Origin of the sequence: Deinococcus aetherius, assembly GCF_025997855.1 — a bacterium.
Classification (GTDB): Bacteria; Deinococcota; Deinococci; order Deinococcales; family Deinococcaceae; genus Deinococcus; species Deinococcus aetherius.
Genome location: NZ_AP026560.1, coordinates 225001 through 247500 on the forward strand (window position 1 = coordinate 225001; position 22500 = coordinate 247500).

Here is a 22500-nt window from a genome sequence, read left to right on the forward strand (position 1 = left end):
TTCACCGCCCAGGTGGCGAACATCACCCCGTTAGTCAGGAAGACGACCCCCAGCGCGTGCCGGGCCACCTCGGCACGTCGGGCGAGGAGCGGAGGACTGGGCGTGAGGGGCACTTCGGTCATGGGGCTCCTGCGGTGATGGAGGGAAGAGGTGGGGAAGCTGAATCGTTTCAGAAACCTGGGACCTACGCTAGCATCCGACCATGCCCCCCGCCAAGCCGTCCCCGGGCCGCCGCGTCACCCTGAGAGACGTGGCGGCCCGTCTGGGGGTCTCGCTCGCCACGGTGAGCAACGCGTACAACCGCCCGGACCAGCTCTCGCCGGAACTGCGCGAGCGGGTGCTGGGGGCTGCGCGCGAGTTAGGGTACGGGGGCCCCGATCCCCTCGCGCGCAGCCTGCGGCGGGGGCGGACGAACGTGATCGGGGTGGTCTACGACGCGCCGCTGGAATACGCCTTCGCGGACCCCGCCGCCGCCCTCTTCCTGGGGGCAGTCGCGCACACCCTTCAGGAACGGGGGCTGAGCCTCCTGCTGCTGGCGAGTCCACACGGCACTCGGCCCGTGCAGACGGCCAGCGTGGACGGGTTCGTCGTGTACTGCGCTGCCGGGGGGGGTGAGCTGCTGGGAGCGGTGCTAGGCCGGGGCCTTCCCACCGTCCTCATGGACCAGGCGCCGCAGCCGGGCACTTCACGGGTGGGCATCGACGACGCCGGGGGGGCGCGGGAGGCTGCGCGACACCTGACCGGGCTGGGCCACCGTCACCTGGGGGTGCTCAGCCTCGAACTCTCGCCGGAGCGGCGGGGAGGGCCGGTGCCCCCGGAGCGCGAGGCCCACGTCGTTTACGAGACGACCGCTACCCGCCTGTGGGCTTACCGCGAGGCGGCCGGGGGGGCGGGCGCGCGGCTGTTCGTCAGCGAGGCTGCCCAGAACACGCCCGACCAGGGAGAGCGGCTGGCCCGCGATCTGCTCGCTGCCCATCCGGAGGTGACCGGGCTGCTGTGCATGAGCGACGTGCTCGCGCAGGGGGGGCTGCGGGCGGCCCAGGCCCTCGGGCGCCGGGTGCCGGAGGACCTCAGCCTCGTCGGGTTCGACGACCTCCCCAGCAGCGCGGCCCTGAACCTGAGCACCGTCTGGCAGCCCACGACCGGGAAGGGTGCGCGGGTGGGAGAGGCCATCCTCGCCCTGCTGGACGGAGATGGCCCCGAGGACGTGACCCTGCCCACCCGCCTGGTCGTGCGGGGAACGACGGCGGGGGTGCTGGAGGGCGCCGGGTCCGGGGAACGCTGAAGCCTTCCATCCTTTACCCTGCCTCCCATGACCTCACCCCACCCCGCCCACTCCGACCTCACAGCCCACGTCGAGCGCGGCCTCTCGGACCTGCGCGACCTCGTGGCCCTTCCCAGCGTGTCCGCGCAGGGGCGGAGCCTGCCCGAGACGGCGGATTTCGTGACCCGGCTGCTGGAGGCGGAGGGCTTTACCGTCCACGCGTACCCCGGCGAGGTCGCCCCCGTGCTCGTCGCGGAGGGGGGCGAGGGGCCGACGACCCTGCTGATCTACAACCACTACGACGTGCAGCCGGAGGACCCCGTCGAGCTGTGGGAGAGCCCGCCCTTCATCCTGACCGAGCGGGACGGGCGACTGTACGGGCGCGGCGCCTCCGACGACAAGGGCGAGATCGCCTCCCGCCTCGCCGCCGTGCGGGCGGTGCGCGAGCGGCACGGCGGCACCCTGCCCCTGCGTGTCCGCTGGCTGATCGAGGGAGAGGAGGAGGTCGGCAGTCCCAGCCTGGAACGCTTCGTCGCCGAGCACGCCGAGGAGCTGCGCGCCGACGGCTGCTGGTGGGAGTTCGGCGGGATCGACCCCGACGGGCGCCCAGTCCTCTCCCTCGGCCTCAAGGGCGTGATGTGCGTGGAGCTGCGCTGCCGGGTGGCGGCCTCCGACCTGCACAGCAGCCTGGGGGCGGTGATCGACAATCCCCTCTACCGCCTCGCCCGGGCGGTCGCCTCCCTGCGCGACGACGAGGGGCGCGTCACCATTCCCGGCTTTTACGATGATGTACGCGAGGCGTCGGAGGCGGACCGGACAGCCATCGCCCGCATTCCTGGGGACGGGCAGGCGGTGCGGGACACCTACGGCGTGACCCGCCCGCTCGCCACCGGCCCGGCCTACCACGAGCGGCTCAACCTGTCCCCGGTCGTCAACGTCAACGGCTGGGGCGGTGGGTACGAGGGGGAGGGCAGCAAGACGGTCCTGCCCGCCCACGGCTTCGTCAAGCTCGACTTCCGGCTGGTGCCCGATCAGGACCCGGCGCGGGTGCTGTCCCTCCTGCGGGCGCACCTGGACGCGCAGGGTCTGACCGACGTGGAGATCGTCGAGCTGGAGGCCCACCAGAAGCCCGCGCGGGCAGATGCCGGGCATCCCTTCGTGCAGGCCTGCATCGCCGCCGCGCGGGAGGCGCACGGGGCCGAGCCGGTCGTGCAGCCCTCCAGCGGGGGCAGCGGGCCGATGCATCCCTTTCAGGAGGCGCTCGGTGTGGTCTGCGTGGCGGCGGGGATCGGGAATGTCGGGGGTCGGGTTCACGCGCCGAACGAGAACATCGTGCGGGAGCACTTCGAGAAGGGGGTGGCGTTCGGGGTGGCGCTGCTGGAGCGGTTGGCTCGGGGAAGTTCGTCCTGAGAAGGCGGAGTTGGTGTTGAGGGGCCGGGCGTCTTGATTCGGCTTACCCCCACCCCCCAGCCCCCTACCCCCCGAGGGGGCAGGGGGAGCGGCGCTGCGCTGGGCAAGGGCACACGGGCGGCGCGGGTGGACGTGTTCTTCCGAACGTAAGGTTTGATCTTGTCGCGTCCCATCGGCGTGCCCACCGTCTCGCTGCGCGAGCAAGGCGGGGTCGTGGGCCAGGAGCGTTGATGCGGCGTGTGCCTGTCCGGCGTCTGGATTGGCGTTTTGAAAAGCGCGAGGGCTCCAGCATCTTTTTGCTCCTCCCCCCTCGTGGGGGAGGCTGGGAGGGGGGTAACCAAAGCGTCCACAAACGCCCCTCCACCTCCCACAAAGGCCCTCTCCGACCACACACCTTGGGCCAGACAAGAACCACCCCGGCAGCGCCTTTAGAGCTACCGAGGTGGTCCCTGTTTCGTCGGCTGTTGGGTGTCCCCTACACGTCCTCGCCCCCCGTGTCCATCCGCACCACACGCGGGGTGAAGGTCGCCACCACGTCCACGAGGTCGCTCTGGCGGGCGATGACGTTCTCGATGCGTTTGTAGGCCTGGGGCGCCTCGTCTATGCCGCCGCCGATGAGGGTGACGCCGCGCTCGCGCAGGTACGCCTGCACGTCCTTCTTGGCGAGGGTATTCGCAGCGGCCTTGCGCCCGAGTTGGCGGCCCGCCCCGTGGCTCGCGCTGGCGAGGGCGCCCTGGTTGCCCTTCCCGCGTACCACGAAGCCGGGGTCGGCCATGCTGCCGGGAATCAGGCCGAGTTGCCCGCGCTCGGCGGGAGTCGCACCCTTGCGGTGGACGATGCGCTCGTGGCCTTCCACCTCCTGTTTCCAGGCGAGGTTGTGGCTGTTGCCGACGGTGGCGGCAGGCGTCACGCCGAGCGCGCGTGCGAGGCGGGCGTGAATCAGGTCGTGGTTGGCGAGGGCGTAGCGCCCGGCGAGGTTCATCGCCTGCCAGTAGCCCTCGCCCTCCTCGGTGTCCAGGGGGAGCCAGGCGAGCTTGCGGCCCTGCCCGTCGAGGGCGGGGTGGAGGGCCTGGGCGACCTTGGTGTAGTGGTTCGCCACCTGAGCGCCGAAACCGCGCGAGCCGCTGTGCGAGAGGATGGCGAGGTATTCCCCCACCTCCAGCCCCAGGTCGGGGGCGGGTAAGCTGAAGGTGCCGAACTCGACGAAGTGGTTGCCGCTGCCCGAGGTGCCGATCTGCTCGGCGGCCTTGCCTTGCAGGTGGCGCAGGAGGGGCTGCTCGCGCCAGGTCTGTTCGTGCAGGACCTCGTGGTCCTCGCGGTCGCGCTTCTCGAAGCCCACCCCGGCGCCGAAGCGGGTGTGCTTGAGCAGGAAGCGGGTCGCCTCGTCGGTGCTCAGGCTGGCCGGGGCCAGGGGCAGCACGCTCAGGCGCATCGAGCAGCCGATATCCACCCCGACCCCGTAGGGGATCACGGCGTCCTCAGTCGCCAGCACCCCGCCGATGGGGAGGCCGTAGCCGACGTGGGCGTCGGGCATCAGGGCCCCGGCGCGGCCGACGGGAAGGCGCATCGCCACGTCCATCTGGTCGCGGGCCCCCGGCTCGATCAGGTCCTCGCCCCACACGCGATAGGGAAGGGGGGAAGGGCGCAATTCGCTCGCGCGGCGGGCGTCGAGAACCGCCTGCTGGGAGGTCAATTCCTCCGCCAGTTCGGCGTACACGCCGCCCGACACGTACGCCTCCGGGTTGGCCTGCACCGAGCGCAGCTCGTTCAGGATTTCCTCGCGGTCGATGCCCGCGCGCTCGCGCAGTGTGGCGGCGGCAAGGGCCAGCGCGACGGCCCTCTTCTCGAAGCCCAGTTTGGTGATCTGTTTTCCGTTCATGGGGTCTTTCTGCGGAACGGAACCCGGCGTCCTGCGTCGTTCACGTCCCGTCGTTGGTGAGGGGTGGGGGGCTGCCCCGGTCGTCTCGCGTCCTGTCCTGATCTCGTCCGTCGCCGTCTGGGCCTGCGGATATATCCAGCATGTCGCCCCCTTTCTAAAGATGTACGGTTTGAACCCTTAATGTCCGCCCGTCAGTGTGCCCGGCGCCCCGGCGGTGCACATCGGCCAGATGACGCAAGGCACGTAGGCCGGATGTGGGCGAGCCTCAGCCCCACTCCTCCTCGTCGTCGTGGGTGAGCTGGCGGGCCCAGTCGGTCACCACCTCGGGGTAGAGGTCATGCAGCCTGTCCAGCAGCCGTTCCACGTCCGCATCTGCCCAGCCGTCCACTTTGGGCAGGCGGCGCGGAGGCAGTCCTAGGAGGAACGAGCCGGGGTCGTCCTGCAGGACGATGAGGGTGGCGGCGGCGTGTTTGCAGATCGCGTTGTACTCGTCGGGGCAGGAGCACGAGACCTCGCCGTTTTGCAGGTTGATCCGCACCCGGTACGGCGCCGGGCGGCTGCCCCGCACGCGCGACCGGTAGGTCTCGCCCTGCCGCTCGCGGTGGGTGATCTGCCCGCGCAACGTCTGTGCCCGCTCACGCACCTTGCCGGGGGCGGAGCGCAGCAACTCCTCCGGGGTGAGGCTCACCGCCGGGCCTCCAGCGCCGCCCGCGCCTCGGCCACCTCGTCCCAGGGCAGAGTCTCGCCGTCCCGTTCCAGCGTGTCCTCCGGCCCCTTCCCGGCGAGGAGCACGGTGTCGCCCGCTCGCGCCTCGCGGATCACGTGCCGGATCGCCTCGCGCCGGTCCCCGATGCTCGTGAAGTTGGCCCGGCCCGCCTCCCGCGCCCCCCGTTCCATCTCCCGCAGGATGTCGGCGAGGGGCGTATCGCGGTGGTCCTCCTCGGTGAAGACGGCGTGGTCGGCGAGCCGGGTGGCGACCTCGCCCAGGGGCGCGCGTTTGCTGGGGTCGCGCGGGCCGCCCGCCGAGCCGATCAGGACCCACAGCCGCCCGGTGGTCGTCGCCCGCAGGGTGGAGAGGGCCTTTTCCAGGCTGGGCGGCGTGTGCGCGAAATCCACGATGACGCGGGGGTCGTCCTCCCCCCCGGGGACGAGTTCCATTCGGCCCGGCACTCCCCGGAAGGAGGCCAGCCCCTCCACGAGCCCAGGCACCGTTGCTCCCAGGTGGACCGCCGCACCCATCCCCGCCAGCGCGTTCGCCACGTTGAAACGCCCAATCATGGGGAGGTGGGCGACGAACTCGCCCAGGGGGGAGAGGACGCGGAAGTGCAGGCCGGTGGCACGTTCCTCGATGTTCGTCGCCCGCCAGTCCGCCGCCCTTCCCTCGGCCGAGTAGGTCGTCTCCGAGGGCGCGAGGCCCGTCAGCCGCTCCGTCCACGGGTCGTCCGCATTCAGGACGGCGTGGCGGGCGCGTTCCACCAGCTTCCTCTTCTCGGCGAAGTAGTTCTCGACCGTGCCGTGGAAGTCGAGGTGTTCGCTGGAGAGGTGTGTCCACACCGCCACGTCCCAGTCCACCCCCCGCACCCGGTCGAGCGCGAGGGCGTGGCTGCTCGCCTCCAGCACGACGGCCCGCGCGCCCGCCGCCACGATCCCCGCCAGGGTCGCCTGCACCTGCGGCGCCTCGGGGGTGGTGAAGTGGGCCGGGAAGTGCCGCAGCACGCCGTCCGGCAACTCGTAGCCGACGGTGCTCAGCAGGCCCGTCTCCAGCCCTGCCGCGCGCAGGAGATGCCGGGTGAGCCAGCTCGTCGTCGTCTTGCCGTCCGTGCCCGTCACGCCGACCACCTTCAACTTTCGGCTGGGGTGCCCAGTGAGGGCCGCCGCCGCGTCTGCCAGGGCCGCCCGGGCGCTTCGCACCGTCAGGTAGGGCAGGGGGGAGGCCAGACCTTCCGGCAATCCTTCCCCCAGCACCGCCACCGCCCCCCGCTCCGCCACCTCGTCCAGGAAGCTGTGCCCGTCGAAGCGTGCCCCGCGAATCGCCACGTAGGCAAATCCCGGCTCCACCCACGCCGCGTTGTGCGTCACGCCGCGCACCTCCACGTCGGGCAGGTCGGGGGAGGGAACGGCGAGGACGGCGGCGAGGTCGCGCAGGCGCATAGGAATTGAGACTAGCAGCCGCCTCCCCGGCCCCGCCCGCCCCGTATCCTGGGGCCATGACGGTCCCCGCCACCCCGGACGCCGACACCTGCGAGGTCAGTTGCGTTCACCCGGAAGCCGTCGCCCGCGCCCGCGCCGTCCAGCCCGACGACGACGCCCTGGGCCGGGCCGCCGGGCTCCTCAAGGCCGTCTCCGACCCCACCCGGTTGCGGTTACTCACTGCCCTGGGCACCGGGGAACTCTGCGTGTGCGACCTCGCGGCGGTGGCGGGCACCAGCGAGAGCGCGGTGAGCCATCAACTGCGCCTCCTCCGGGGACAGAACCTCGTCGCCCCACGCCGGGAGGGCCGTATTGTCTACTACCGCCTGGCGGACGGGCATGTGTCGGCCCTGCTGGGAAACGTGCTGGAGCATGTGAGCGAGGGGACTTGGGGACCTCGCCCCTGGCTGACGGCTGAACGCTGAGAGCTGACCGCTACCTCAACAGCGGCAGCCCGAACCCGTACCCCTGCACCCGGTCGCACACCCACTGGAAGGCCGCCGGGTCATGCACGAAGTCGAGTCGGTCGCCGGGCACCCGCACCACCGGGCAGGCATCGAAGGCCCGAATCCACTCGTCGTAGAGGCGGTTCAGGCCCAGCAGGTAGGTGTCGGGAATGTTCTGCTCGTAGTCCCGCCCGCGCTGGGCGATGCGCTGCCGCAGGGTGGGGAGTGAGGCGTCGATGTGGATCAGGAGGTCGGGCACCCGCAGGGCGGGGAGGATGCCCTCGTAGAGGCCCAGGTACGTCGCCCAGTCGCGCCCCTCCATCTGCCCGCTCTCGTAAAGGTTGCGCGCGAAGATGTTGGCGTCCTCGAAGACGGTCCGGTCCTGAATGACGTACCGCGCCCCCGTCACGAGGTTGAGGTGCTGCTCCAGCCGCCGCGACAGGAAGTACACCTGCGAGTGGAAGGAATACCGCCGCATGTTGCGGTAGAAGTCTTCCAGGTAGGGGTTCTCGGCATAGGGCTCGTAGACGGGCCGCAACCCGTAGCGGTCCGAGAGCATCCGCGTGAGGGTGCTCTTGCCGCTGCCGATGTTGCCCGAGACGGCGAGGTACATCAGCGGCTCCGCCGCCGGTGAGTGGTGAGTGGGAAGTGGTGAGTGGGAAAAACATTCGCGCCCACCCACTGACCACTGACCACTGACCACTGACGCTCCTTCATCCCCTCACCGCCCCTTCCGCCCGCAGCGCCTCGTCTACCCGCCCCAGGATCGCCTGCTCGTCCTGGGCACTCCCCACGAAGTCGTACCCGCTCGCGTCGACCATTAGGAGGCGGCCCGGGTAGGTGCGGAAATATTCGTCGTAGCGGGCCGTAAGCTCGGCGAGGTAGGCGGCCTGCATCGCGCGCTCGAAGGGGCGCCCCCGCTTCTCGATGCGCGAGAGGAGGAGGCCCGGCTCGGCGCGCAGGTACACCACGAGGTCGGGGGTGGGCAAGCGGGGCGAGAGGTGGGCGTACAGGTCCTTGTACAGGGCGAATTCGGCTTCACGCAGGTTCATCGCCGCGAAGATGAAGTCCTTGTCGAAGAGGTAGTCGCTGACGACGTGACCGCTCCACAGCCCCGGCTGGGCGAGGGCCGAGAGCTGCTTGAAGCGCGAGAGCAGGAAAAAGACCTGCACCTGGAAGGCGTAGACCTCTGGAGCCTCGTAGAAGCGGGCCAGGAAGGGATTCTCCTCCACGACCTCCAGGTTGAGTTCCGCGCCGTAGCGCGCCGCGAGCCTGCCCGCAAGGCTGGTCTTTCCTACCCCGATGGGGCCTTCCACGACGACGTACATAGCGGGGGAGATGATAGGGCTTGAAGCGGTCAGCCGTCAGCAAGAAGAGCCAGGGCACAGGCCAAGGTTCTTTTTCTCTGACCGCTGATGGCTGAAAGCTGACGGTTCTACTGCAATGTCCGCTTCTGGAGCGGCACCCGCACGTCCACGCTCCGCTTGTTGCGCCACACCCGCAGGTTGACCGTCTGGCCGGGCCGCTTGGCGGCGACGAGGCGGATCACGTCGAAGCTGCCGCGCACCCGCTGGCCGTCCACCGCGACGATGATGTCCCCCAGGGGCGCGAGGAGCTGGCCCCGGCTGTTGCGCAGGGAACCGCGCAGTCCCGCCCGCGCCCCGGCGGTCCCGGCGGGCACCTCGTCCACCAGGGCGCCCTCGCTGCTGCTCAGCCCGGCGAGCTGGCGCAGGGCAGGCTCCAGGCTGTCGAGGTCCACCAGGGTCACCCCCAGGGTGCCGCGCTGGGGCACGCCGATTCTCTCCAGATCCTCCAGGCTCTGCCGCACGAGGTCGCCGGGGATGGCGATGCCGATCACGCCGGGGACGAAGTTGTTGGGCGCGGCGTTGGCGTCGGCCACCCCCACGACCGCCCCACGCGAGTCGAGGACCGGGCCGCCGCTGTTACCGCCCTGGATGTTGGTGGTGGTCACGAGGTACTGCCCGATCTCCCCGCCGAGCTGGTCGTTGCGGGGCACGTCGCGGGCGCTGGCGGCCACGCTGAACACCCCCGTCGCCACGAAGTTCGGAATCCGCAGCGGCGTGCCGATGGTGATGAGCTTCTGGCCCGGGAGCAGGCCCGCGCTGCGCCCGAAACTCAGGGTCCTGGGCGCCGTCACCCCCGACACCCGCAGGATGGCGATGTCGATGCCGGGGTCCACGCCCTCGACCCGCGCCGTCACCCGCCGCCCGTTGGAGAGGGTCACGCTGACCGACTCCTGGTACTGGATGACGTGGTAGTTCGTGACGATCAGGTCACGCTTGTAGAAAAAGCCCGTGCCCGTCTCCACCGGGTCGTCGCCCGCCTGAAGCACGTCCTTGCGCAGCCGGGCGTCCACCCGCACGACGGCCGGGAGGGCCTGCTGCGCCACCTCGACCGTGTTGATCTCGTCGGCGGTGACGAGAGTGCGCTGGGCCTGGACGCGGCCCGTGACGTAGGCGCCCGTCGCTGCGGCGAGAAGCAGCAGCGCGAGTCCGGCGGCACGGGCCAGGGACCTCACTCGCCCCCGCCGCCTTTGCCCCCGCCGTCCGTGCCGGTGGCCTTGCCCGCCCCCGCCTCGGCGGGCTTGGGCCGCGAGTCGGTCACGTAAAAGCCGCTGCCCCGGAACGCGATGCCGGGCTGCGAGGGCACGCGCTTGATGGGCGCGCCCGTCTCGGGGTGAACGGTCAGCGCCTCGTCGCGGATGCTCTGCTTGATCTCGTAGACTTCGCCGGTCTCGATGTTCTTGTAGACGTAGGTGGGCATAGCCTCTTTTCTCCAGCGGCTAATCTAGCAAGGCGGGGGCTGGGAAAGGGGGAGGCAAGTCCCGGTGGGCCAGACGTGAAGACCCCCACCCGCTCAGGGGTGAGGGTCCAGGTCGGAGGAGGAAGGTTCGGCTTACGTCCCAACCAGGGGCCGCTCCAGCCCGAACACCCGGTCGTCCACCGCAAGAGACTCGTTCCCGGCCTTGATCGTGGCGGCAAGGGCCTTGGTCTCGGGGAAGAGCTTGGCGAAGTAGAAGCGCGCGGTCTGGACCTTGGCGAGGTAGAAGCCGTCCCGGTCCTGCCCGGCCCCCACCTTCTCGGCGGCGATCTTCGCCATCCGCGCCCACAGGTAGCCGTAGACGACATGCCCAAAGAAGCGCAGGTAATCCACGGCAACCGCGTTCACCTCGTCGGCACCCTCGGGGCCCGCGAGCGCTTTCTGTCCGACGACCATCGTGAGGCTGCCGAGCTGGTTCGCGGCCTTGCCCAGCGCGTCGAGGTAGGGGGCCAGTTCCTCATCGCCCTCGTTCTCCTCCACGAACTGTTGCAGGACTCCGGCGAGCTTCTGGAGCTTCTTGCCGCCGTCCATCAGCACCTTGCGGCCCAGCAGGTCGAGGGCCTGGACGCCGTTGGTGCCCTCGTAGATCTGGGCGATGCGCGCGTCGCGGACGAACTGCTCCATGCCCCACTCGCGGATGTAGCCGTGCCCGCCGTACACCTGCTGGCTGAGAACGGCGATGTTGAAACCGTTGTCAGTCATGAACGCCTTGGCAATGGGCGTCAGGAGCGCCACGAGGTCGGCGGCCTCCTTGCGCTTCGCCTCGTCGGGGTGGTGGTGCTCGACGTCGATGCTCAGCGCCAGCCACATCGCCATCGCGCGGCCCGCCTCGGTGTACGCCTTGCCGGTGAGCAACATCCGGCGCACGTCGGGGTGGACGATGATCGGGTCGGCCTCCTGGGCCGGGTCCACGCGCGGCTCGTGGCGCATCTGGAGGCGTTCCTTGGCGTAGGACAGGGCGTTCTGGTACGCCACCTCGCCGAGCGCGAGGCCCTGGAGGCCCGTGCCGAGTCGGGCGGCGTTCATCATGATGAACATGTTGTTCATGCCCTTGTTCACTTCGCCGACGAGGAACCCCTTCGCGCCGTCGAAGTTGAGCACGGCGGTCGCGTTGCCGTGAATCCCCATCTTGTGCTCGATGGAGCCGCAGACCACGCCGTTGCGTTCACCAACCGAGCCGTCCGCGTTCGGCAGGAACTTGGGCACCAGGAAGAGGCTGATCCCCTTCGTGCCCGCCGGGCTGCCTTCCAGCCGCGCCAGGACGAGGTGGACGATGTTCTCGGCCATGTCGTGCTCGCCCGCGCTGATGAAGATCTTGGTGCCCGTGATCGCGTAGGAGCCGTCACCGTTGTCCGTCGCCTTCGTGCGGATGATCCCCAGGTCCGTGCCCGCGTGCGGCTCGGTGAGGCACATCGTCCCCGTCCACTCGCCGCTCACGAGCTTGGGGAGGTAGGTGGCCTTGAGTTCGTCGCTGCCGACCGCGTGCAGGGCGGAGTACGCCCCGTGCGAGAGGCCGGGGTACATCGACCACGCGACGTTGGCCGAGTTCAGCATCTCCACGAGGATGTTGCTCACGAGGTGGGGCATCCCCTGCCCGCCGTACTCGGGGTCGGCGTCGAGGGCGGTCCAGCCTGCCTGACGGTACTTGTCGTAGGCGGCCTTGAAGCCCGTGGGGGTAGTCACGACCCCGCCCGCGTGCCAGGTACAGCCTTCCTCGTCGCCCACCCGGTTAAGGGGCGCGAGTTCGGTCTCCACGAAGCGGGCGGCCTCTTCGAGCACCTGGTTCATCAGGTCGGTGTCGGCGGTCTCGTTCTGCGCGTGGAAGGGCAGCGCGCCGAGGGCTTGGGGCGCGTCCAGCAGCTCGTGCATCAGGAACTTGATGTCGCGCAGGGGGGCCTTGTACTGGGGCATAGGTGGTCTCCTCCTCGGAGGTCGCCGAACGTCGGCGAGCACTCCCGGTGTCGTTGCTTGTACCAAGTCTAAAACTTTCCGTGGCGAAAGTCACGCGGGCGAACAGCGGCCCGCTGGAGCCGCATGGCTGCACGAGAGAGTACGCAACGATACAACGGCTTTCCGGTGCAACTTGGATGGTTGTCCGTTCTTCACGGACTGGGAGAACCCCCGCCGGGGTCCTGTCTTCTTTGCGGCCGTGTCTCAGGCAGAGTTTCGGGTATCCTGATCGAGATCATGAATTATCCAAGCCTGGTCTGGCACCTCAAGCGCACTGAGCTGTTCGCGGACCTTGAGCTGACGGAGCTGGAGCGCGTGGCCGCCACCACGCCCTACCGCTCGTACCAGCCGGGCGAGGTCATCTACCGCATGGACGACCCGGCGGACGCACTGTATTTCGTCCGTAGTGGGCTCGTGAAGATCAGCAAGCTCTTTCCCAACGGCAAGGAGGCCATCCTGGGCGTGATCGGCCAGCACGACACCTTCGGAGAATTGCTGCTCCAGCCCGAGGAGCGCCGCCCCACCCAGGCCGAGGCCCTGGAGCGCACCACCCTGATCGTGCTGCCGCGCACCGAGCTGCAAAAGCTCCTGAACACCAAGCCCGACCTCGCCATGAAGCTGATCCGCCTGATGGCCGCCCGGCTCTTCGAGGCGCAGTCGTGGACCGCTGCCGTGAGCGCGTACAGTGCCCCCGAGCGGGTCGCCAGCCTGCTCTACCGCCTCGCCCGCGAGTTCGGACGGCCCCACAACCAGGGCGTCGAGCTGGCCCTCAAGCTCAACCAGGAGGACATCGCCCGGATGGTCGGCGCCACCCGCGAGACGGTGAGCCATTCTCTGGGCAAGCTCAAGCAGGAGGGCGCCATCGTCCGCGCCCGCGCGCCGATGATCGTGCGGCTGGAGGGCCTGAGGCGCTACCTGGAGGAGTAGCTAGAGCGGGCCTTGCAGGGACAGGTCCCCGTTCACCGTGCCCGCCTGGGCGGCGAGTTTGCGGCGTGCCTTCTCCGCCCACAGGTAGCGGGCGGCGAGCGTGCGGTGGGGAGACCAGGCGCGGACGACCTCGTTCTGTGCCTCGCGGGAAGTCGCCCCGGGGTGCAGCCGCTCCAACTCCTGCCGCAGCACGAGGTCCCCGAAGCTGAACACGTCGGGTCGGGCGAGGCCGAACATCAGGAACATCTCGACGGTCCAGCGCCCGATGCCGGGCAGGGGCGTCAGCCGCTCGATCACCGCCTCGTCGGGCAGGGCCTCCAGGTGCGCGAAGTCCACCCGGCCGCCTTGCGCCGCCTCCGCGAGGGAGCGCACGGTGCGGACCTTGGCCCACGACAGACCCAGGGCACGCAAATCGTCGGGTGCGGCGGTCAGGAGCGGCCCGGGCGCGACCTCCCCGAGCCTGTCCACCAGCCGCGCGTAGATGCTCGCCGCCGCCCGCACCGAAAGCTGCTGCCCGGCCACGCTGCGGACGAGGGTGCCGAAGGGGTCGGACGTGGGCGGGAGGACGGGCAGCGGCCCCACCCGCGCGACGAGTTCGGCGAGCGCCGGGTCACGGCCCAGCCACAGCACAGCCTCGGCGTGGTCGGAGAGGGGAAGGGCGGGGAGGGAGGACGGGGCGGTCACAGGAAGGGCCATTCAAGCGCAGACGGCGAGCGGAGACGGTGGCGGCCGCTCCTTACGCCTTCGCGCCCTGCGCACGCTTGCGGCGAAGGAACCACACCACGGCTGCGACGACGACCACCGCCAGGATGATCCGCGAGGCGGGGCCGATGTACCCCTCCACCCGGTCGTAGTTCTCGCCGAGGAGGTACCCGGCCCCGGCGAGGGCCGACGCCCACAGCCCCGAGCCGATGGCGCTGTAGAGCAGGAACCTGGGCAGCGGCATCTCGCTCATGCCCGCCGGGAGGCTCAGCAGGCTGCGGATGCCGGGAACCATGCGCCCGAAGAGCACTGCCCCCGCGCCGTGGCGGTCGAACCAGTCGTCGGCCTTGCGGATGTCCTTGCCGCTGAGGGTGAGCCACTTGCCGTACTTGTCGGCCCAGGCGACGAGCCGCTCCTCGCCGAACGCCCGCCCGACGTAGTACAGCGGCAGGGTGCCCAGGACGCTGCCCAGCGTGCCCATCGCCACGACCATGAAGATGTTCATGTCGCCGCGCGAGGCCGCAAAACCCGCCGACGGCATGATCAGCTCGCTGGGAATGGGCGGGAACACGTTCTCCAGGATCATCAGCAGCAGGATGCCCAGGTAGCCCATGCTGTCCATCAGGTTCTGTACCCACTCGGCCATATCCGCACAGCCTAGCGAGTCGGGCCGGGGCTTACGTCCGCCAAAAGTGAGCGTTCCTTGCAGTGTCGCCCGGGCCGGAACGAACCCTAGACTGCCCCCATGTCCCCCACCGCCCCGCCCAAGGCCCTGATCTTCGACTTCGACGGCACCATCCTCGACACCGAAACGCGCGAGTTCCATCACTGGCAGAGCCTCTACCGTGAGCACGGGCGCGAACTTGCTCTCTCGGACTGGCAGCGGGGCATCGGCACCTGGGACGCCTTCGACCCCTGGGCGGGGCTGCCCGAGACGGTGCTGGCCGACCGCGAGCGCGTCCGGCTGGGCCTGCACGAGCGCATCGTGGCCGACATCGCCGAGCAGGACCTGCGGCCGGGGGTCCGGGCGGTGCTGAAGGGAGCGGCGGGCGCGGGACTTCGCCTCGCCCTCGCCACGAGCAGCGACCGGGCCTGGGTCACCCGCTGGCTGGAGCAGCACCGCCTCCTCGACCTCTTCGAGGCTCTCGCCACCCGGGACGACGTGCGGCGGGTCAAGCCCGACCCCGAACTGTACGCGCTCGCCGCCTCCCGCCTGGGGCTGCGCCCGGGGGAGTGCTTGGCCGTCGAGGACAGCCTCAACGGAGCCACTGCCGCCGTCGCCGCCGGGTGCCGGGTGGTCGTCGTGCCCAACGACGTGACCCGCACCCAGCCCTTTCCCCCCGAGTGGCCCCGGCTGGAGGACGGGTACGCTGGCGGGCTGGAGAAGTTGCTGCGGGTGGCGGGGGTCGGCCCTCTATAGACTTCCCGCGAGAGTCGCAGAAGGTGGAAGGCAGAAGGCCAAGGGTGGGTGCCCTCTGCTTTCCGCCTTTGACCTCCTGCATCCTTGGGCGCTCACTTTCGCGGAAGGTCCAATGAGAACGCGCGCCGGAGGGTGACCTCGGCGCGCGTAGAGGGAAGAGGCTTTAGAGGGCGAGCAGTTTGCCCAGGTTGCCGTCGTCGGTCAGGCCGTTGGGGAAGAAGCCACCCTTGGTGGTGCCGCCCAGGAAGACGATGTTGCCCACCTGGCGGGGGGTGCGGCTGAACGCGATGCCGTTGGCGTCGGTAGGAACGATGTTCGCCTTGCCGTTCATCACGATGCCTTGGTCGCGGTCGTCGTTGCCGTCCACCGAGTCGCGCAGGTCGCTGATGGCCTGCACGATGTCCTGGACCTTGGGGAGCCCGGCGGGCTGCTCGTTGCGGCGCTGGTAGAGCAGGGTGCGGATGGCGCCGGAGTGGTACGCCTCGACGGCCAGGATGCCCGCCGCGTTCTCCAGGTTGCCGCCCGCGTTCTGGTCGTCGATGAAGCGCGCCGCGCCCTTGTACGCAGTGACGCCCACGTCCTCAAAAATGAACGCGCCGTGCAGGAAGAACAGCTCGTTCGCGTAGGGGTTGAAGCCCTTGATCGCGCCCTTCGAGGCGGCCTGCCCGGCGGCGTCGAAGGCCGGACCGAGGTCGAGCTGGGGCTGGGTGACGGCGGCGCTCTTCAGCACCGAGCGGATGACCTTGACGTGGGCCTTCTCGTCGTCGGCGATCTCCTCGGCGTAGGCGCGCACCTCGGCGCTCAGGCCGGGGATGCCCTGGCCGTTGAAGGCGCCCGCGTAGCCCGAGGGCAGGGTCACCATCTTGCTGTTGCCGCCCACCGCGTCCAGCTCGCCCAAGCGGCCCACGGCGGCGAGGTAGAAGGCGGCTTCCAGGTACTCCAGGTTCAGCGCGAAGTTGAAGATGGCCGCGTCGAGGCCGTTGTCCTTGCTGGGCTGCGTCGCGATGACGCTCGTGCAGCCGGACAGGACGGCGCCCGCACCCATCAGACCGGCCATGCCCAGGAACTTGCGGCGGCTGCTCATGCCCTGCGTGTCGTTGCTCATATGTGAACCCTCCAAGAAACCAAGTGCGAATGGACGAACCGGACAGACGGCGAAGACCCGGGATCGTTCGAGGACGAACCCGTCACGCGTGAGGCAGGAGGTCTGCTCTCCTAGCGTTGCTTCACCCTGCCTCTATGCCACCCTACCCGCTTTGGATTACCCCCTTCGCCAAAAATCGAACATGATGAAGGCTGCATGAAAACCGTGGGCCATCCAGGAAAAGGGGTGTCCTCTCCCGGAGGTTCATCTGCCGGGCCCCTGTCCGCCGAGCGCCCGCTCTGAAACCCCCACACGTCGGCGACCTCCTCGGTCACCAATGCGCGGGTTCGTCTGACCCCGCTGAGCGCGTGCCCGGGGGCGGATGAGGACGGGCGGATCATCCTTCTGCACGTCCCCGCACACGTCTGCGAGACGACTTCCGCCCAAGAGAGACCCAGGCGAGAGACGCCCCCTCGCACGCGAGGGTTGGGGCGGGACTATCAGTGCTGGCGACCGGAACCCGGCGACTCCTACACGTCCGGGTACACCTTCAACTCCGTCACATGCGCCCGGTCGGGCCGGGTGAGCGCGTGGGCGACGCTCTTGGCGAGGCCGCGCGGGTCGATGAGGCGGTCCCATTCCATCCCCGCCTCACGGTTTTTCGGGGTGTCGACGGCGCCCATCGGGTACAGGACGCAGCCCCGGACCCCCCTGGCCTTGAGTTCGTCGTGGAGGCTCAGGACGTAGGCGGAGACGGCGGCCTTGCTCGCGGTGTAGAGCGCGGCCTTGGGACCGCTCAGGCGGGCGGCCTGCCCGGCGCTCACGCCCATGATCAGGCCGTCTTTCTGCCGCAACATGTGGGGCAGCACGCCCTGCACGGCGTGAAAGAGGGTCCGCATGTTCGTGTCGAACATCGCCCGGTAGTCCTCCTCCGTGGCCCTGGCCGCCTCCTGCGTGGTGAAGGCGCCGACCGTATGCACGAGCGCGTCCACCTTCACCTTTCGCAGGGCGTCCACGCTTGCTGGGTCGGTGAGGTCGAGGTCGAGCACCTCGGTGGCGGGAAAGCGGTCGGTGGCCTTGGCGAGGCTCTCGCCGCGCCCGACGAGGACGAGCTGCGCGCCCGCGTCCTCCAGTTCCTGGGCGATGGCGGTCGCCAATGCACCGCCCGCGCCCGTCAGCATGATCGTAGAGGAGCCGAGGTTCGCCATACCCCCAGCCTACCGGGCCCGGACGTTCAGAGGGCGTTAAGGCAGGGAATGGGGGGTGGGACTGGCGGGGTGTTACCGCCCGGAAGCCGTCTCCCCGTAGGCCGCCGCCCGAACGTCCACCCACTCCCCCGCCCCCAGCACGAAGGGCTGACGCTGGAGGTCCGTGGTGACCTGCGGCCCGTGCGGCGCGAGGTACACGTTTACCTCGGAGCGGATGCCGAAGCCGCGCTCCCGGGGATAGGTGCCCGGCTCCACTGTCACCGCGAGCCCGGGGGTCAGGCGGCGGGTGTCGCGCGTCTCGTAGTCGTCGAGGTTCGCCCCCGAACCGTGAATCTGCACGCCGAGGTCGTGGCCGGTGCGGTGGAGGAAGGAGGGTGCCCAGGTTCCCCCCATCGCGTCCCGGGCCGCGCGGTCCACCTCCCAGCCCTGGAGGCTGCCGTGGCGCTCGTGGAGGAGGGCCAGGGCCGTGTCCCGCGCCTTCGCCACCGCCGCCCACGCCTCCCGGTACTCGGCGCCCGGCTCGCCAGCAAAGCCCACCCAGGTCACGTCGGCAAAAGGTCGGCCCGGTTCCTGCGCCCACAGGTCGATCAGCACGCACTCGCCGGGGCGCAGGACAGCGTTGCGCTCCCCCCCCGGCTCGTAGTGGGGGTCGGCGGCGTTCGCGCCGAAGCTGACGTTGACCGGGTGCCCACTCTCCAGCCCCTCCTCCGCGATGGCCCGCTCGATGACCGCCTGCACCTCCAACTCCGTGACGGGCTCGCCCGAGCGCAGCCGCTCGTGGATCAGGCGAAAGGCGTCGTCCTTGGCACGCATGAGCAGGGCCGCCGCCCGCCCGTGGGCCACGAAGTCCTCGGGGGACCACACCAGAAAGGATTGGAGGAGGTCCGCGCTGCTCTCCACCCGCGCGCCCGCCGCCCGCACCCGCTCGACCGTCCCGCCGTCCACCCGGCTCACGTACGGCACGGCACCGTGCGGGCTGTACTCCATCGCCACCGTCTTTCCAGCCACCACCTCCGCCAGCCGCGCGTCGAGTTCCGCGTGCGACCCGAAGGCGCGGCGCTCCACGCCCCAGCCCGCCGAGAGGGCCGCCCACGTCCCGCCCTCGATGTGGTTGTGCAGGAGCACGGCCCGCCCCTCGCGCGGCACCCAGACGAAGAAGCGCCGGGTGAGGTGGGCGCCCGCCGGGAGGTCCAGCACCCGCCGGGCGTGCGGATTGAGGCCCTGGAAGTCGTACATCAGCCAGCCGTCGAGAGAAGTGCCCTGCAAGGCCTGACGCATCCGTTCGGTGGGGGAGGAGGTCATGCGGGCAGGATAGGCGTGTCGGCGGGGAAGGGGACCGACCCCAGCCGGGGGGCGCGGCGTTCCGGTTTCCCCGGCGTGGTCTTGAGGCGGCTCAAACGCCCCGGGAAACGCACGCTGCTACGGTGCCCGCATGTCCAGCCCGCCGGATTCCCAGCGTCTGCACCGCGAGCGCCTCGAACTGCTGCGCCACCTCGACCGCCTGACCGACGCGCCCATGACCGTCCTCGGCTTCGTGTGGCTCGCCCTGCTCGTCGTGGACCTCACGCGTGGCCTGGGGCTGGGGCTTCAGCTTCTCAGCGACGTCATCTGGGGGCTGTTCGTGCTCGACTTCCTGCTGTCCTTCACGGTGGCGCCCGACAAGCGGGCCTACCTGCGCTCGAACTGGTTGACCCTCCTCTCCCTCCTCCTGCCCGCCCTGCGGGTGCTGCGCGCGGTGCGGGCGCTGCGGGCCGTGCGGCTGCTGCGGGCCACCCGTTCCCTGAACCTCGTGCGGCTCCTCACGTCCCTCAACCGGAGCTTTCGCGCCGCCGGGCGGGCCGTGCGTCGGCGCGGGGTGGGGTACGTGGCGCTCCTGACCCTCCTCGTCGGGCTGGCGGGGGCGGCGGGGATGCTCGCCTTCGAGGACGTGCCCGCCGCGCGGGAAAGCGGCCTCACCGATTACCTGTCCTGGCTGTGGTGGACCGCGATGATCCTCGTCACGATGGGCTCGGACTACTTCCCGAAGACGGCGGAGGGCCGCTTCCTCACCTGGCTCCTCGCCCTGTACGGCTTCGCGGTGTTCGGCTACATCACCGCGTCCGTCGCCAGCTTCTTTGTGGGCCGCGACCAGAACGCGTCGGGCGGCGACGACGAGGACGAGGTGACGAATGCCGCGCTTGGACGCGAACTCTCGGCCCTGCGGAAGGAGATCGCGGGGCTGCGGGCGGAGCTGGAACGGAGGAACGGGGGCGGCGGACCCTGAACGTCGAGGAGCCGGTCGGCGAAATCCGGGTTCTAGAAATCTTCGTTGTCCGGGATGGCCTGGGCGACGACCGCCCACCACCGACCCTCACGCTTCACGAACATGCGCAGAGAGTGCTGGCAGTGCACACCCGCCGGGGTGGTCGCCGTGAGGTGCCCGTCGACAGTGGCCGTCGTATCGAAAAGACGCACCGTTTCCCGGGTGAAGGCGAGTGTGTCCGGGGGCTCTCGACGGTGCGCCTCAGCATGTCGGGGCGGTCCACGCCGAGCGTGCCGTCGGGCCGCAGTCAGACCCGACCGTCGGCGAGAATCTTTTCGAGCACGCGGGCGTCACGTCGCTGGTAAGCCGCGTTCCTCCGTGCGTTGAGTTCCTTCACCACCTCCGACTCGTCCACGCCGGGAGTGTAGGCCGGTCTTCTCGATGATTCGGAGCAGGATGACGGCCCTCACGAACGGAGTGACCTCCTTACCTCAACCCCCGCACCAGCCGCCGGGCCCGCGCGTCGCTCGCGTTCCACGCGCGGAGGTCGCGGGGCTCGCCGTACTCCTCCTGCAAGCGGCGGACGACGGTGGAGCGGTCGTTCAGGCAATCCTCGGTCGGCCCGCACTCCCGGGTCAGGGTGTCCAGGTTCGCCACGATGACGGGCAAGGCGTCCGCGCCCAGGTTGAGCAGGTTCCAGACATCGGCCCCCTGCGGCGTGCGGCGTAGGTCGTTCGTCACGCCCGCGACGGCGCGGTGGACGTTCACCCGGGCGATCAGCGCCCCCGGGTTCAGGGCGGTGGTCACGAGCAGCGTGCCGAGCCCCAGGAGCAGCGCCGGGTACGCGAAGTGCCGCAGCCTCCCTCGCCACAGCGCGAGGGCGAACCACCCCAGGGCGAGGACCACCCACGCCAGGAACGCCGCGCCGAGCACCCGAATCTCGCTCAGGCCGTAGGCGAGGGTGTACAACCGCCAGCGGTTCGCGGCGCTGAGCAGCAGGGGGGCGAGGGGCGCGAGGACGGCGAGGTTGAGGAGGCGGTAGGCGGCCCCCGCCCGCACCTCCTCCCGGGTGACGGCGTGTGCGGCAAGCAGCAGGCTCAGGGTCAGGAAGGCGACCGTCATGAGTTCCCCGAACCCCCGCCGCACGTAGTCCGAAAAGGTCAGGCCGCCGGGAAGCGCGGTGCCGCTCAGGAAATAGGGGAGCTGGGTTCCGAAGAACACGACGAACAGGGCACCGAGCGAGGCCAGGGGAAGACCGACCTCGACCAGCCCGAGACGCGGAAGGCCAGGCGGCTCCCCCGCCGGGAACACCGTGGGCCGCAGGGCCATCAGGGCTGGGTAGACCAGGCCACCCGCGAGGGCCGACCAGCAGGCCAGGCGCAGCACGGGCTCACCCACGCCGCCCAGGTCCCAGTCGAACAGCCTCCGCATCAGTGTCCCGAACCCCGCGTCTGCCCCGGCGAGCAGCCCGCCGAACACCAGCAGCACGGGCACGGTCAGGAGCAGCCCGACGCCCCAGCGCCCGGCGCCGCTTCCCCTGGCCGGGCGCACCCGTGCCCAGGGAAAACGTTCGAGCAGCGCGAAGGCCCCGTACACGAGGCGCAAGCCTCCCGTGAAGGCCGCGCCGACGAGCGCCCACGCTCCCGCCACCCTCGCCCCGGGGTGCCGCAGATACGCCGCCCCGAGCGTCAGGCACAGCAGCAGGGCCACGCCGTTCAGCAGGGCGAAGGTGCTCGGCACCCTCCCAACGGTGAACGTCACGGCGAAGGCCAGACCCAGCCCCAGGAGCGTCCCCGCCTCACGCGTCGGCGCCTGTCCCTGTCGGCGGAGCGCCCGCAGGAGCACGCCCACGAGGAGGACCACCCAGAGGGTCACGTTCACCCCAGGACGCAGGGCGTCCCCCGCCGTCAGCTCGTGCGCGGTGAGCGCCAGCCCGGCGGCTACCACCAGGGGCAGGGCGGCCCGCCGGGGCCGGGGAAGGGCGGGGGAGAGGGAGGCTTCCGACACGGGCGAGGAGGGGAGGGCGGCGCCAGGTCCTTTCGGTGAGGTCATGGAGGCACCGTACACACGGGACTCTCAGGAATCGTCCCCCTTTCGTCGTCCGCCTTTAGGGCAGGGTCCAGGCCGGGCCTTCTGGTACGGTTGCCCTCCCCCCCGCCCCCTAGACTCGCCGCATGGCCTTTCCTGACATCCAGAGCTTCATGCGCCTGCTGGAGGAGCGGGGCGAACTCGTGCGCGTCTCCGTCCCGGTGAGCCGCGAGCTGGAGATCACCGAGATCGCCGACCGCCTGGTGAAGTCGGGCGGCCCGGCGGTGCTGTTCGAGCACGTCAGGGGCAGCCCCTTCCCCCTCGTTATCGGCCTGATGGGCACCCGCGAGCGCACGGCGCTGGCTCTGGGGGTGAAGGACCTCGACGACCTCGCCGCCAAGGTTCGGCACCTCGTCGACCTCAAGGGAGGCGGCGGTGTGGGCGGCCTGCTGAGCAACGTGGGCAAGCTCCGCGACGCCATGCACCTCCCGCCCCGCCGCGTCCGCGCTGGCCCCGCCCAGGAGGTCGTGTGGCGAGGAGACGAGGTGGACCTGGGCAAACTCCCCATCCTCAAGTGCTGGCCCCTCGACGGCGGCCCCTTCGTGACCCTGCCCCTGGTGATCACCCGCGACCCCGAGACGGGCGAGCGCAACATGGGGATGTACCGGATGCAGATTATGGGCAAAAACGTCACCGGGATGCACTGGCAGCGCCACAAGACGGGCACACGGCATCTGGAAAAGGCGAAGAGGCTGGGCCAGCATCTGGAAGTCGCCGTCGCCATCGGCGGTGACCCCGCCCTGATTTACGCGGCCACCGCTCCCCTCCCGCCCATCCCCGGCCTCGACGAGTTTGCCCTCGCAGGCTACCTGCGCGGTGAGCGGTATCCGGTCACGAAGGGCGTCACGG

General features: G+C 70.2%; 22 protein-coding genes (2 of these 22 cut by a window edge). 7 read left to right on the forward strand and 15 right to left on the reverse strand.

Annotated elements, in window-relative coordinates:
• Positions 1-122, reverse strand: the start of a protein-coding gene (locus DAETH_RS01075; RefSeq protein ID WP_264776112.1) for an MFS transporter. 1087 nt of this gene lie to the left of the window's left edge; the window shows 122 of its 1209 coding nt (coding positions 1-122); its start codon is at positions 120-122; the stop codon falls past the left edge of the window.
• An 80-nt stretch (positions 123-202) separates the two neighbouring features.
• Here DAETH_RS01075 and DAETH_RS01080 point away from each other — a divergent pair, with 80 nt between their 5' ends.
• Positions 203-1285 carry a substrate-binding domain-containing protein gene (locus DAETH_RS01080; RefSeq protein WP_264776113.1) on the forward strand — a complete coding sequence of 361 codons (1083 nt, stop codon included), beginning with the start codon at positions 203-205 and terminating at the stop codon, positions 1283-1285.
• 27 nt (positions 1286-1312) lie between these two features.
• Positions 1313-2674: a M20/M25/M40 family metallo-hydrolase gene (locus DAETH_RS01085; protein ID WP_264776114.1), complete on the forward strand. Its 1362-nt coding sequence runs from the start codon at positions 1313-1315 to the stop codon at positions 2672-2674.
• Between the two features lie 475 nt (positions 2675-3149).
• Here the strand turns inward: DAETH_RS01085 and DAETH_RS01090 are convergent, their stop codons facing one another.
• The 3 genes from DAETH_RS01090 to DAETH_RS01100 all read right to left on the reverse strand — a co-directional run bounded on the left by DAETH_RS01090 (position 3150) and on the right by DAETH_RS01100 (position 6704).
• Complete coding sequence (locus DAETH_RS01090) at positions 3150-4553, reverse strand: RtcB family protein (RefSeq protein ID WP_264776115.1); 1404 nt, start codon at positions 4551-4553, stop codon at positions 3150-3152.
• Between the two features lie 265 nt (positions 4554-4818).
• A complete protein-coding gene (locus tag DAETH_RS01095) occupies positions 4819-5241 on the reverse strand; it encodes an SWIM zinc finger family protein (RefSeq protein ID WP_264776116.1) in 423 nt (140 codons plus the stop codon).
• Entirely contained in the window at positions 5238-6704 is a 1467-nt protein-coding gene (locus tag DAETH_RS01100) for a UDP-N-acetylmuramoyl-L-alanyl-D-glutamate--2,6-diaminopimelate ligase (RefSeq protein WP_264776117.1), read from the reverse strand. Before DAETH_RS01100 ends, DAETH_RS01095 begins: the two co-directional genes overlap by 4 nt.
• Positions 6705-6760: 56 nt before the next feature.
• Between DAETH_RS01100 and DAETH_RS01105 the strand changes: the two genes are divergently transcribed.
• Positions 6761-7168 carry an ArsR/SmtB family transcription factor gene (locus tag DAETH_RS01105; RefSeq protein WP_264776118.1) on the forward strand — a complete coding sequence of 136 codons (408 nt, stop codon included), beginning with the start codon at positions 6761-6763 and terminating at the stop codon, positions 7166-7168.
• A gap of 10 nt (positions 7169-7178) precedes the next feature.
• Here DAETH_RS01105 and DAETH_RS01110 read toward each other — a convergent pair whose 3' ends face one another.
• From DAETH_RS01110 to DAETH_RS01130, 5 genes are all read right to left on the reverse strand, one after another.
• Positions 7179-7802, reverse strand: a complete 624-nt coding sequence (locus DAETH_RS01110) for a deoxynucleoside kinase (protein ID WP_264776119.1) — start codon at positions 7800-7802, stop codon at positions 7179-7181.
• Between the two features lie 100 nt (positions 7803-7902).
• Positions 7903-8517 (reverse strand): deoxynucleoside kinase, encoded by a 615-nt coding sequence (locus tag DAETH_RS01115; protein ID WP_264776120.1) that lies wholly within the window; start codon positions 8515-8517, stop codon positions 7903-7905.
• A gap of 107 nt (positions 8518-8624) precedes the next feature.
• Positions 8625-9728, reverse strand: coding sequence for a S1C family serine protease (locus DAETH_RS01120; RefSeq protein ID WP_264776121.1), 1104 nt, complete (start codon positions 9726-9728; stop codon positions 8625-8627).
• Positions 9725-9973, reverse strand: coding sequence for an FmdB family zinc ribbon protein (locus DAETH_RS01125; RefSeq protein WP_264776122.1), 249 nt, complete (start codon positions 9971-9973; stop codon positions 9725-9727). The genes DAETH_RS01120 and DAETH_RS01125 overlap by 4 nt, the downstream gene beginning before the upstream one ends.
• Positions 9974-10105: 132 nt before the next feature.
• Positions 10106-11941 carry an acyl-CoA dehydrogenase C-terminal domain-containing protein gene (locus DAETH_RS01130; RefSeq protein WP_264776123.1) on the reverse strand — a complete coding sequence of 612 codons (1836 nt, stop codon included), beginning with the start codon at positions 11939-11941 and terminating at the stop codon, positions 10106-10108.
• A 276-nt stretch (positions 11942-12217) separates the two neighbouring features.
• Here DAETH_RS01130 and DAETH_RS01135 point away from each other — a divergent pair, with 276 nt between their 5' ends.
• Positions 12218-12907 carry a Crp/Fnr family transcriptional regulator gene (locus DAETH_RS01135; protein ID WP_264776124.1) on the forward strand — a complete coding sequence of 230 codons (690 nt, stop codon included), beginning with the start codon at positions 12218-12220 and terminating at the stop codon, positions 12905-12907.
• Here the strand turns inward: DAETH_RS01135 and DAETH_RS01140 are convergent, their stop codons facing one another.
• Both DAETH_RS01140 and DAETH_RS01145 read right to left on the reverse strand, forming a co-directional pair.
• Entirely contained in the window at positions 12908-13603 is a 696-nt protein-coding gene (locus DAETH_RS01140; protein ID WP_264776125.1) for a DNA-3-methyladenine glycosylase family protein, read from the reverse strand.
• 40 nt (positions 13604-13643) lie between these two features.
• On the reverse strand, positions 13644-14255 hold the full coding sequence (locus DAETH_RS01145) for a DedA family protein (RefSeq protein WP_264776126.1): 612 nt from the start codon (positions 14253-14255) through the stop codon (positions 13644-13646).
• Between the two features lie 99 nt (positions 14256-14354).
• On the opposite strand from DAETH_RS01145, the gene DAETH_RS01150 reads away from it, so the two are divergent.
• The gene (locus tag DAETH_RS01150) at positions 14355-15029 is read left to right on the forward strand and encodes an HAD family hydrolase (RefSeq protein ID WP_264776127.1); all 675 of its coding nucleotides are present in this window, start codon (positions 14355-14357) and stop codon (positions 15027-15029) included.
• 163 nt (positions 15030-15192) lie between these two features.
• On the opposite strand, the gene DAETH_RS01155 is transcribed toward DAETH_RS01150, so the two are convergent.
• The 3 genes from DAETH_RS01155 to DAETH_RS01165 all read right to left on the reverse strand — a co-directional run bounded on the left by DAETH_RS01155 (position 15193) and on the right by DAETH_RS01165 (position 18623).
• A complete protein-coding gene (locus DAETH_RS01155) occupies positions 15193-16134 on the reverse strand; it encodes a ferritin-like domain-containing protein (RefSeq protein WP_264776128.1) in 942 nt (313 codons plus the stop codon).
• A gap of 509 nt (positions 16135-16643) precedes the next feature.
• Positions 16644-17321 carry an SDR family oxidoreductase gene (locus DAETH_RS01160; RefSeq protein WP_264776129.1) on the reverse strand — a complete coding sequence of 226 codons (678 nt, stop codon included), beginning with the start codon at positions 17319-17321 and terminating at the stop codon, positions 16644-16646.
• A gap of 72 nt (positions 17322-17393) precedes the next feature.
• Positions 17394-18623, reverse strand: a complete 1230-nt coding sequence (locus DAETH_RS01165) for a M24 family metallopeptidase (protein WP_264776130.1) — start codon at positions 18621-18623, stop codon at positions 17394-17396.
• Positions 18624-18753: 130 nt separating this feature from the next.
• Here DAETH_RS01165 and DAETH_RS01170 point away from each other — a divergent pair, with 130 nt between their 5' ends.
• Positions 18754-19584 (forward strand): ion transporter, encoded by an 831-nt coding sequence (locus DAETH_RS01170; protein ID WP_264776131.1) that lies wholly within the window; start codon positions 18754-18756, stop codon positions 19582-19584.
• 465 nt (positions 19585-20049) lie between these two features.
• Here DAETH_RS01170 and DAETH_RS01175 read toward each other — a convergent pair whose 3' ends face one another.
• Entirely contained in the window at positions 20050-21615 is a 1566-nt protein-coding gene (locus tag DAETH_RS01175) for a DUF4153 domain-containing protein (protein ID WP_264776132.1), read from the reverse strand.
• Positions 21616-21737: 122 nt separating this feature from the next.
• Between DAETH_RS01175 and DAETH_RS01180 the strand changes: the two genes are divergently transcribed.
• Positions 21738-22500: the 5' end (the start) of a menaquinone biosynthesis decarboxylase gene (locus DAETH_RS01180; RefSeq protein ID WP_264776133.1), read on the forward strand. The gene runs 1076 nt beyond the window's last position; the window shows 763 of its 1839 coding nt (coding positions 1-763); it begins with the start codon at positions 21738-21740; the stop codon falls past the right edge of the window.

What these genes read in the sequence shown, in the direction of transcription:
- DAETH_RS01080 (WP_264776113.1), top strand. Translation starts at nt 203, where the DNA reads ATGCCCCCCGCCAAGCCGTCCCCGGGCCGCCGCGTCACCCTGAGAGAC.
- DAETH_RS01085 (WP_264776114.1), top strand. Translation starts at nt 1,313, where the DNA reads ATGACCTCACCCCACCCCGCCCACTCCGACCTCACAGCCCACGTCGAG.
- DAETH_RS01090 (WP_264776115.1), bottom strand. Translation starts at nt 4,553, where the DNA reads ATGAACGGAAAACAGATCACCAAACTGGGCTTCGAGAAGAGGGCCGTC.
- DAETH_RS01100 (WP_264776117.1), bottom strand. Translation starts at nt 6,704, where the DNA reads ATGCGCCTGCGCGACCTCGCCGCCGTCCTCGCCGTTCCCTCCCCCGAC.
- DAETH_RS01105 (WP_264776118.1), top strand. Translation starts at nt 6,761, where the DNA reads ATGACGGTCCCCGCCACCCCGGACGCCGACACCTGCGAGGTCAGTTGC.
- DAETH_RS01110 (WP_264776119.1), bottom strand. Translation starts at nt 7,802, where the DNA reads ATGTACCTCGCCGTCTCGGGCAACATCGGCAGCGGCAAGAGCACCCTC.
- DAETH_RS01115 (WP_264776120.1), bottom strand. Translation starts at nt 8,517, where the DNA reads ATGTACGTCGTCGTGGAAGGCCCCATCGGGGTAGGAAAGACCAGCCTT.
- DAETH_RS01125 (WP_264776122.1), bottom strand. Translation starts at nt 9,973, where the DNA reads ATGCCCACCTACGTCTACAAGAACATCGAGACCGGCGAAGTCTACGAG.
- DAETH_RS01130 (WP_264776123.1), bottom strand. Translation starts at nt 11,941, where the DNA reads ATGCCCCAGTACAAGGCCCCCCTGCGCGACATCAAGTTCCTGATGCAC.
- DAETH_RS01135 (WP_264776124.1), top strand. Translation starts at nt 12,218, where the DNA reads ATGAATTATCCAAGCCTGGTCTGGCACCTCAAGCGCACTGAGCTGTTC.
- DAETH_RS01140 (WP_264776125.1), bottom strand. Translation starts at nt 13,603, where the DNA reads ATGGCCCTTCCTGTGACCGCCCCGTCCTCCCTCCCCGCCCTTCCCCTC.
- DAETH_RS01145 (WP_264776126.1), bottom strand. Translation starts at nt 14,255, where the DNA reads ATGGCCGAGTGGGTACAGAACCTGATGGACAGCATGGGCTACCTGGGC.
- DAETH_RS01150 (WP_264776127.1), top strand. Translation starts at nt 14,355, where the DNA reads ATGTCCCCCACCGCCCCGCCCAAGGCCCTGATCTTCGACTTCGACGGC.
- DAETH_RS01155 (WP_264776128.1), bottom strand. Translation starts at nt 16,134, where the DNA reads ATGAGCAACGACACGCAGGGCATGAGCAGCCGCCGCAAGTTCCTGGGC.
- DAETH_RS01160 (WP_264776129.1), bottom strand. Translation starts at nt 17,321, where the DNA reads ATGGCGAACCTCGGCTCCTCTACGATCATGCTGACGGGCGCGGGCGGT.
- DAETH_RS01165 (WP_264776130.1), bottom strand. Translation starts at nt 18,623, where the DNA reads ATGACCTCCTCCCCCACCGAACGGATGCGTCAGGCCTTGCAGGGCACT.
- DAETH_RS01170 (WP_264776131.1), top strand. Translation starts at nt 18,754, where the DNA reads ATGTCCAGCCCGCCGGATTCCCAGCGTCTGCACCGCGAGCGCCTCGAA.
- DAETH_RS01175 (WP_264776132.1), bottom strand. Translation starts at nt 21,615, where the DNA reads ATGACCTCACCGAAAGGACCTGGCGCCGCCCTCCCCTCCTCGCCCGTG.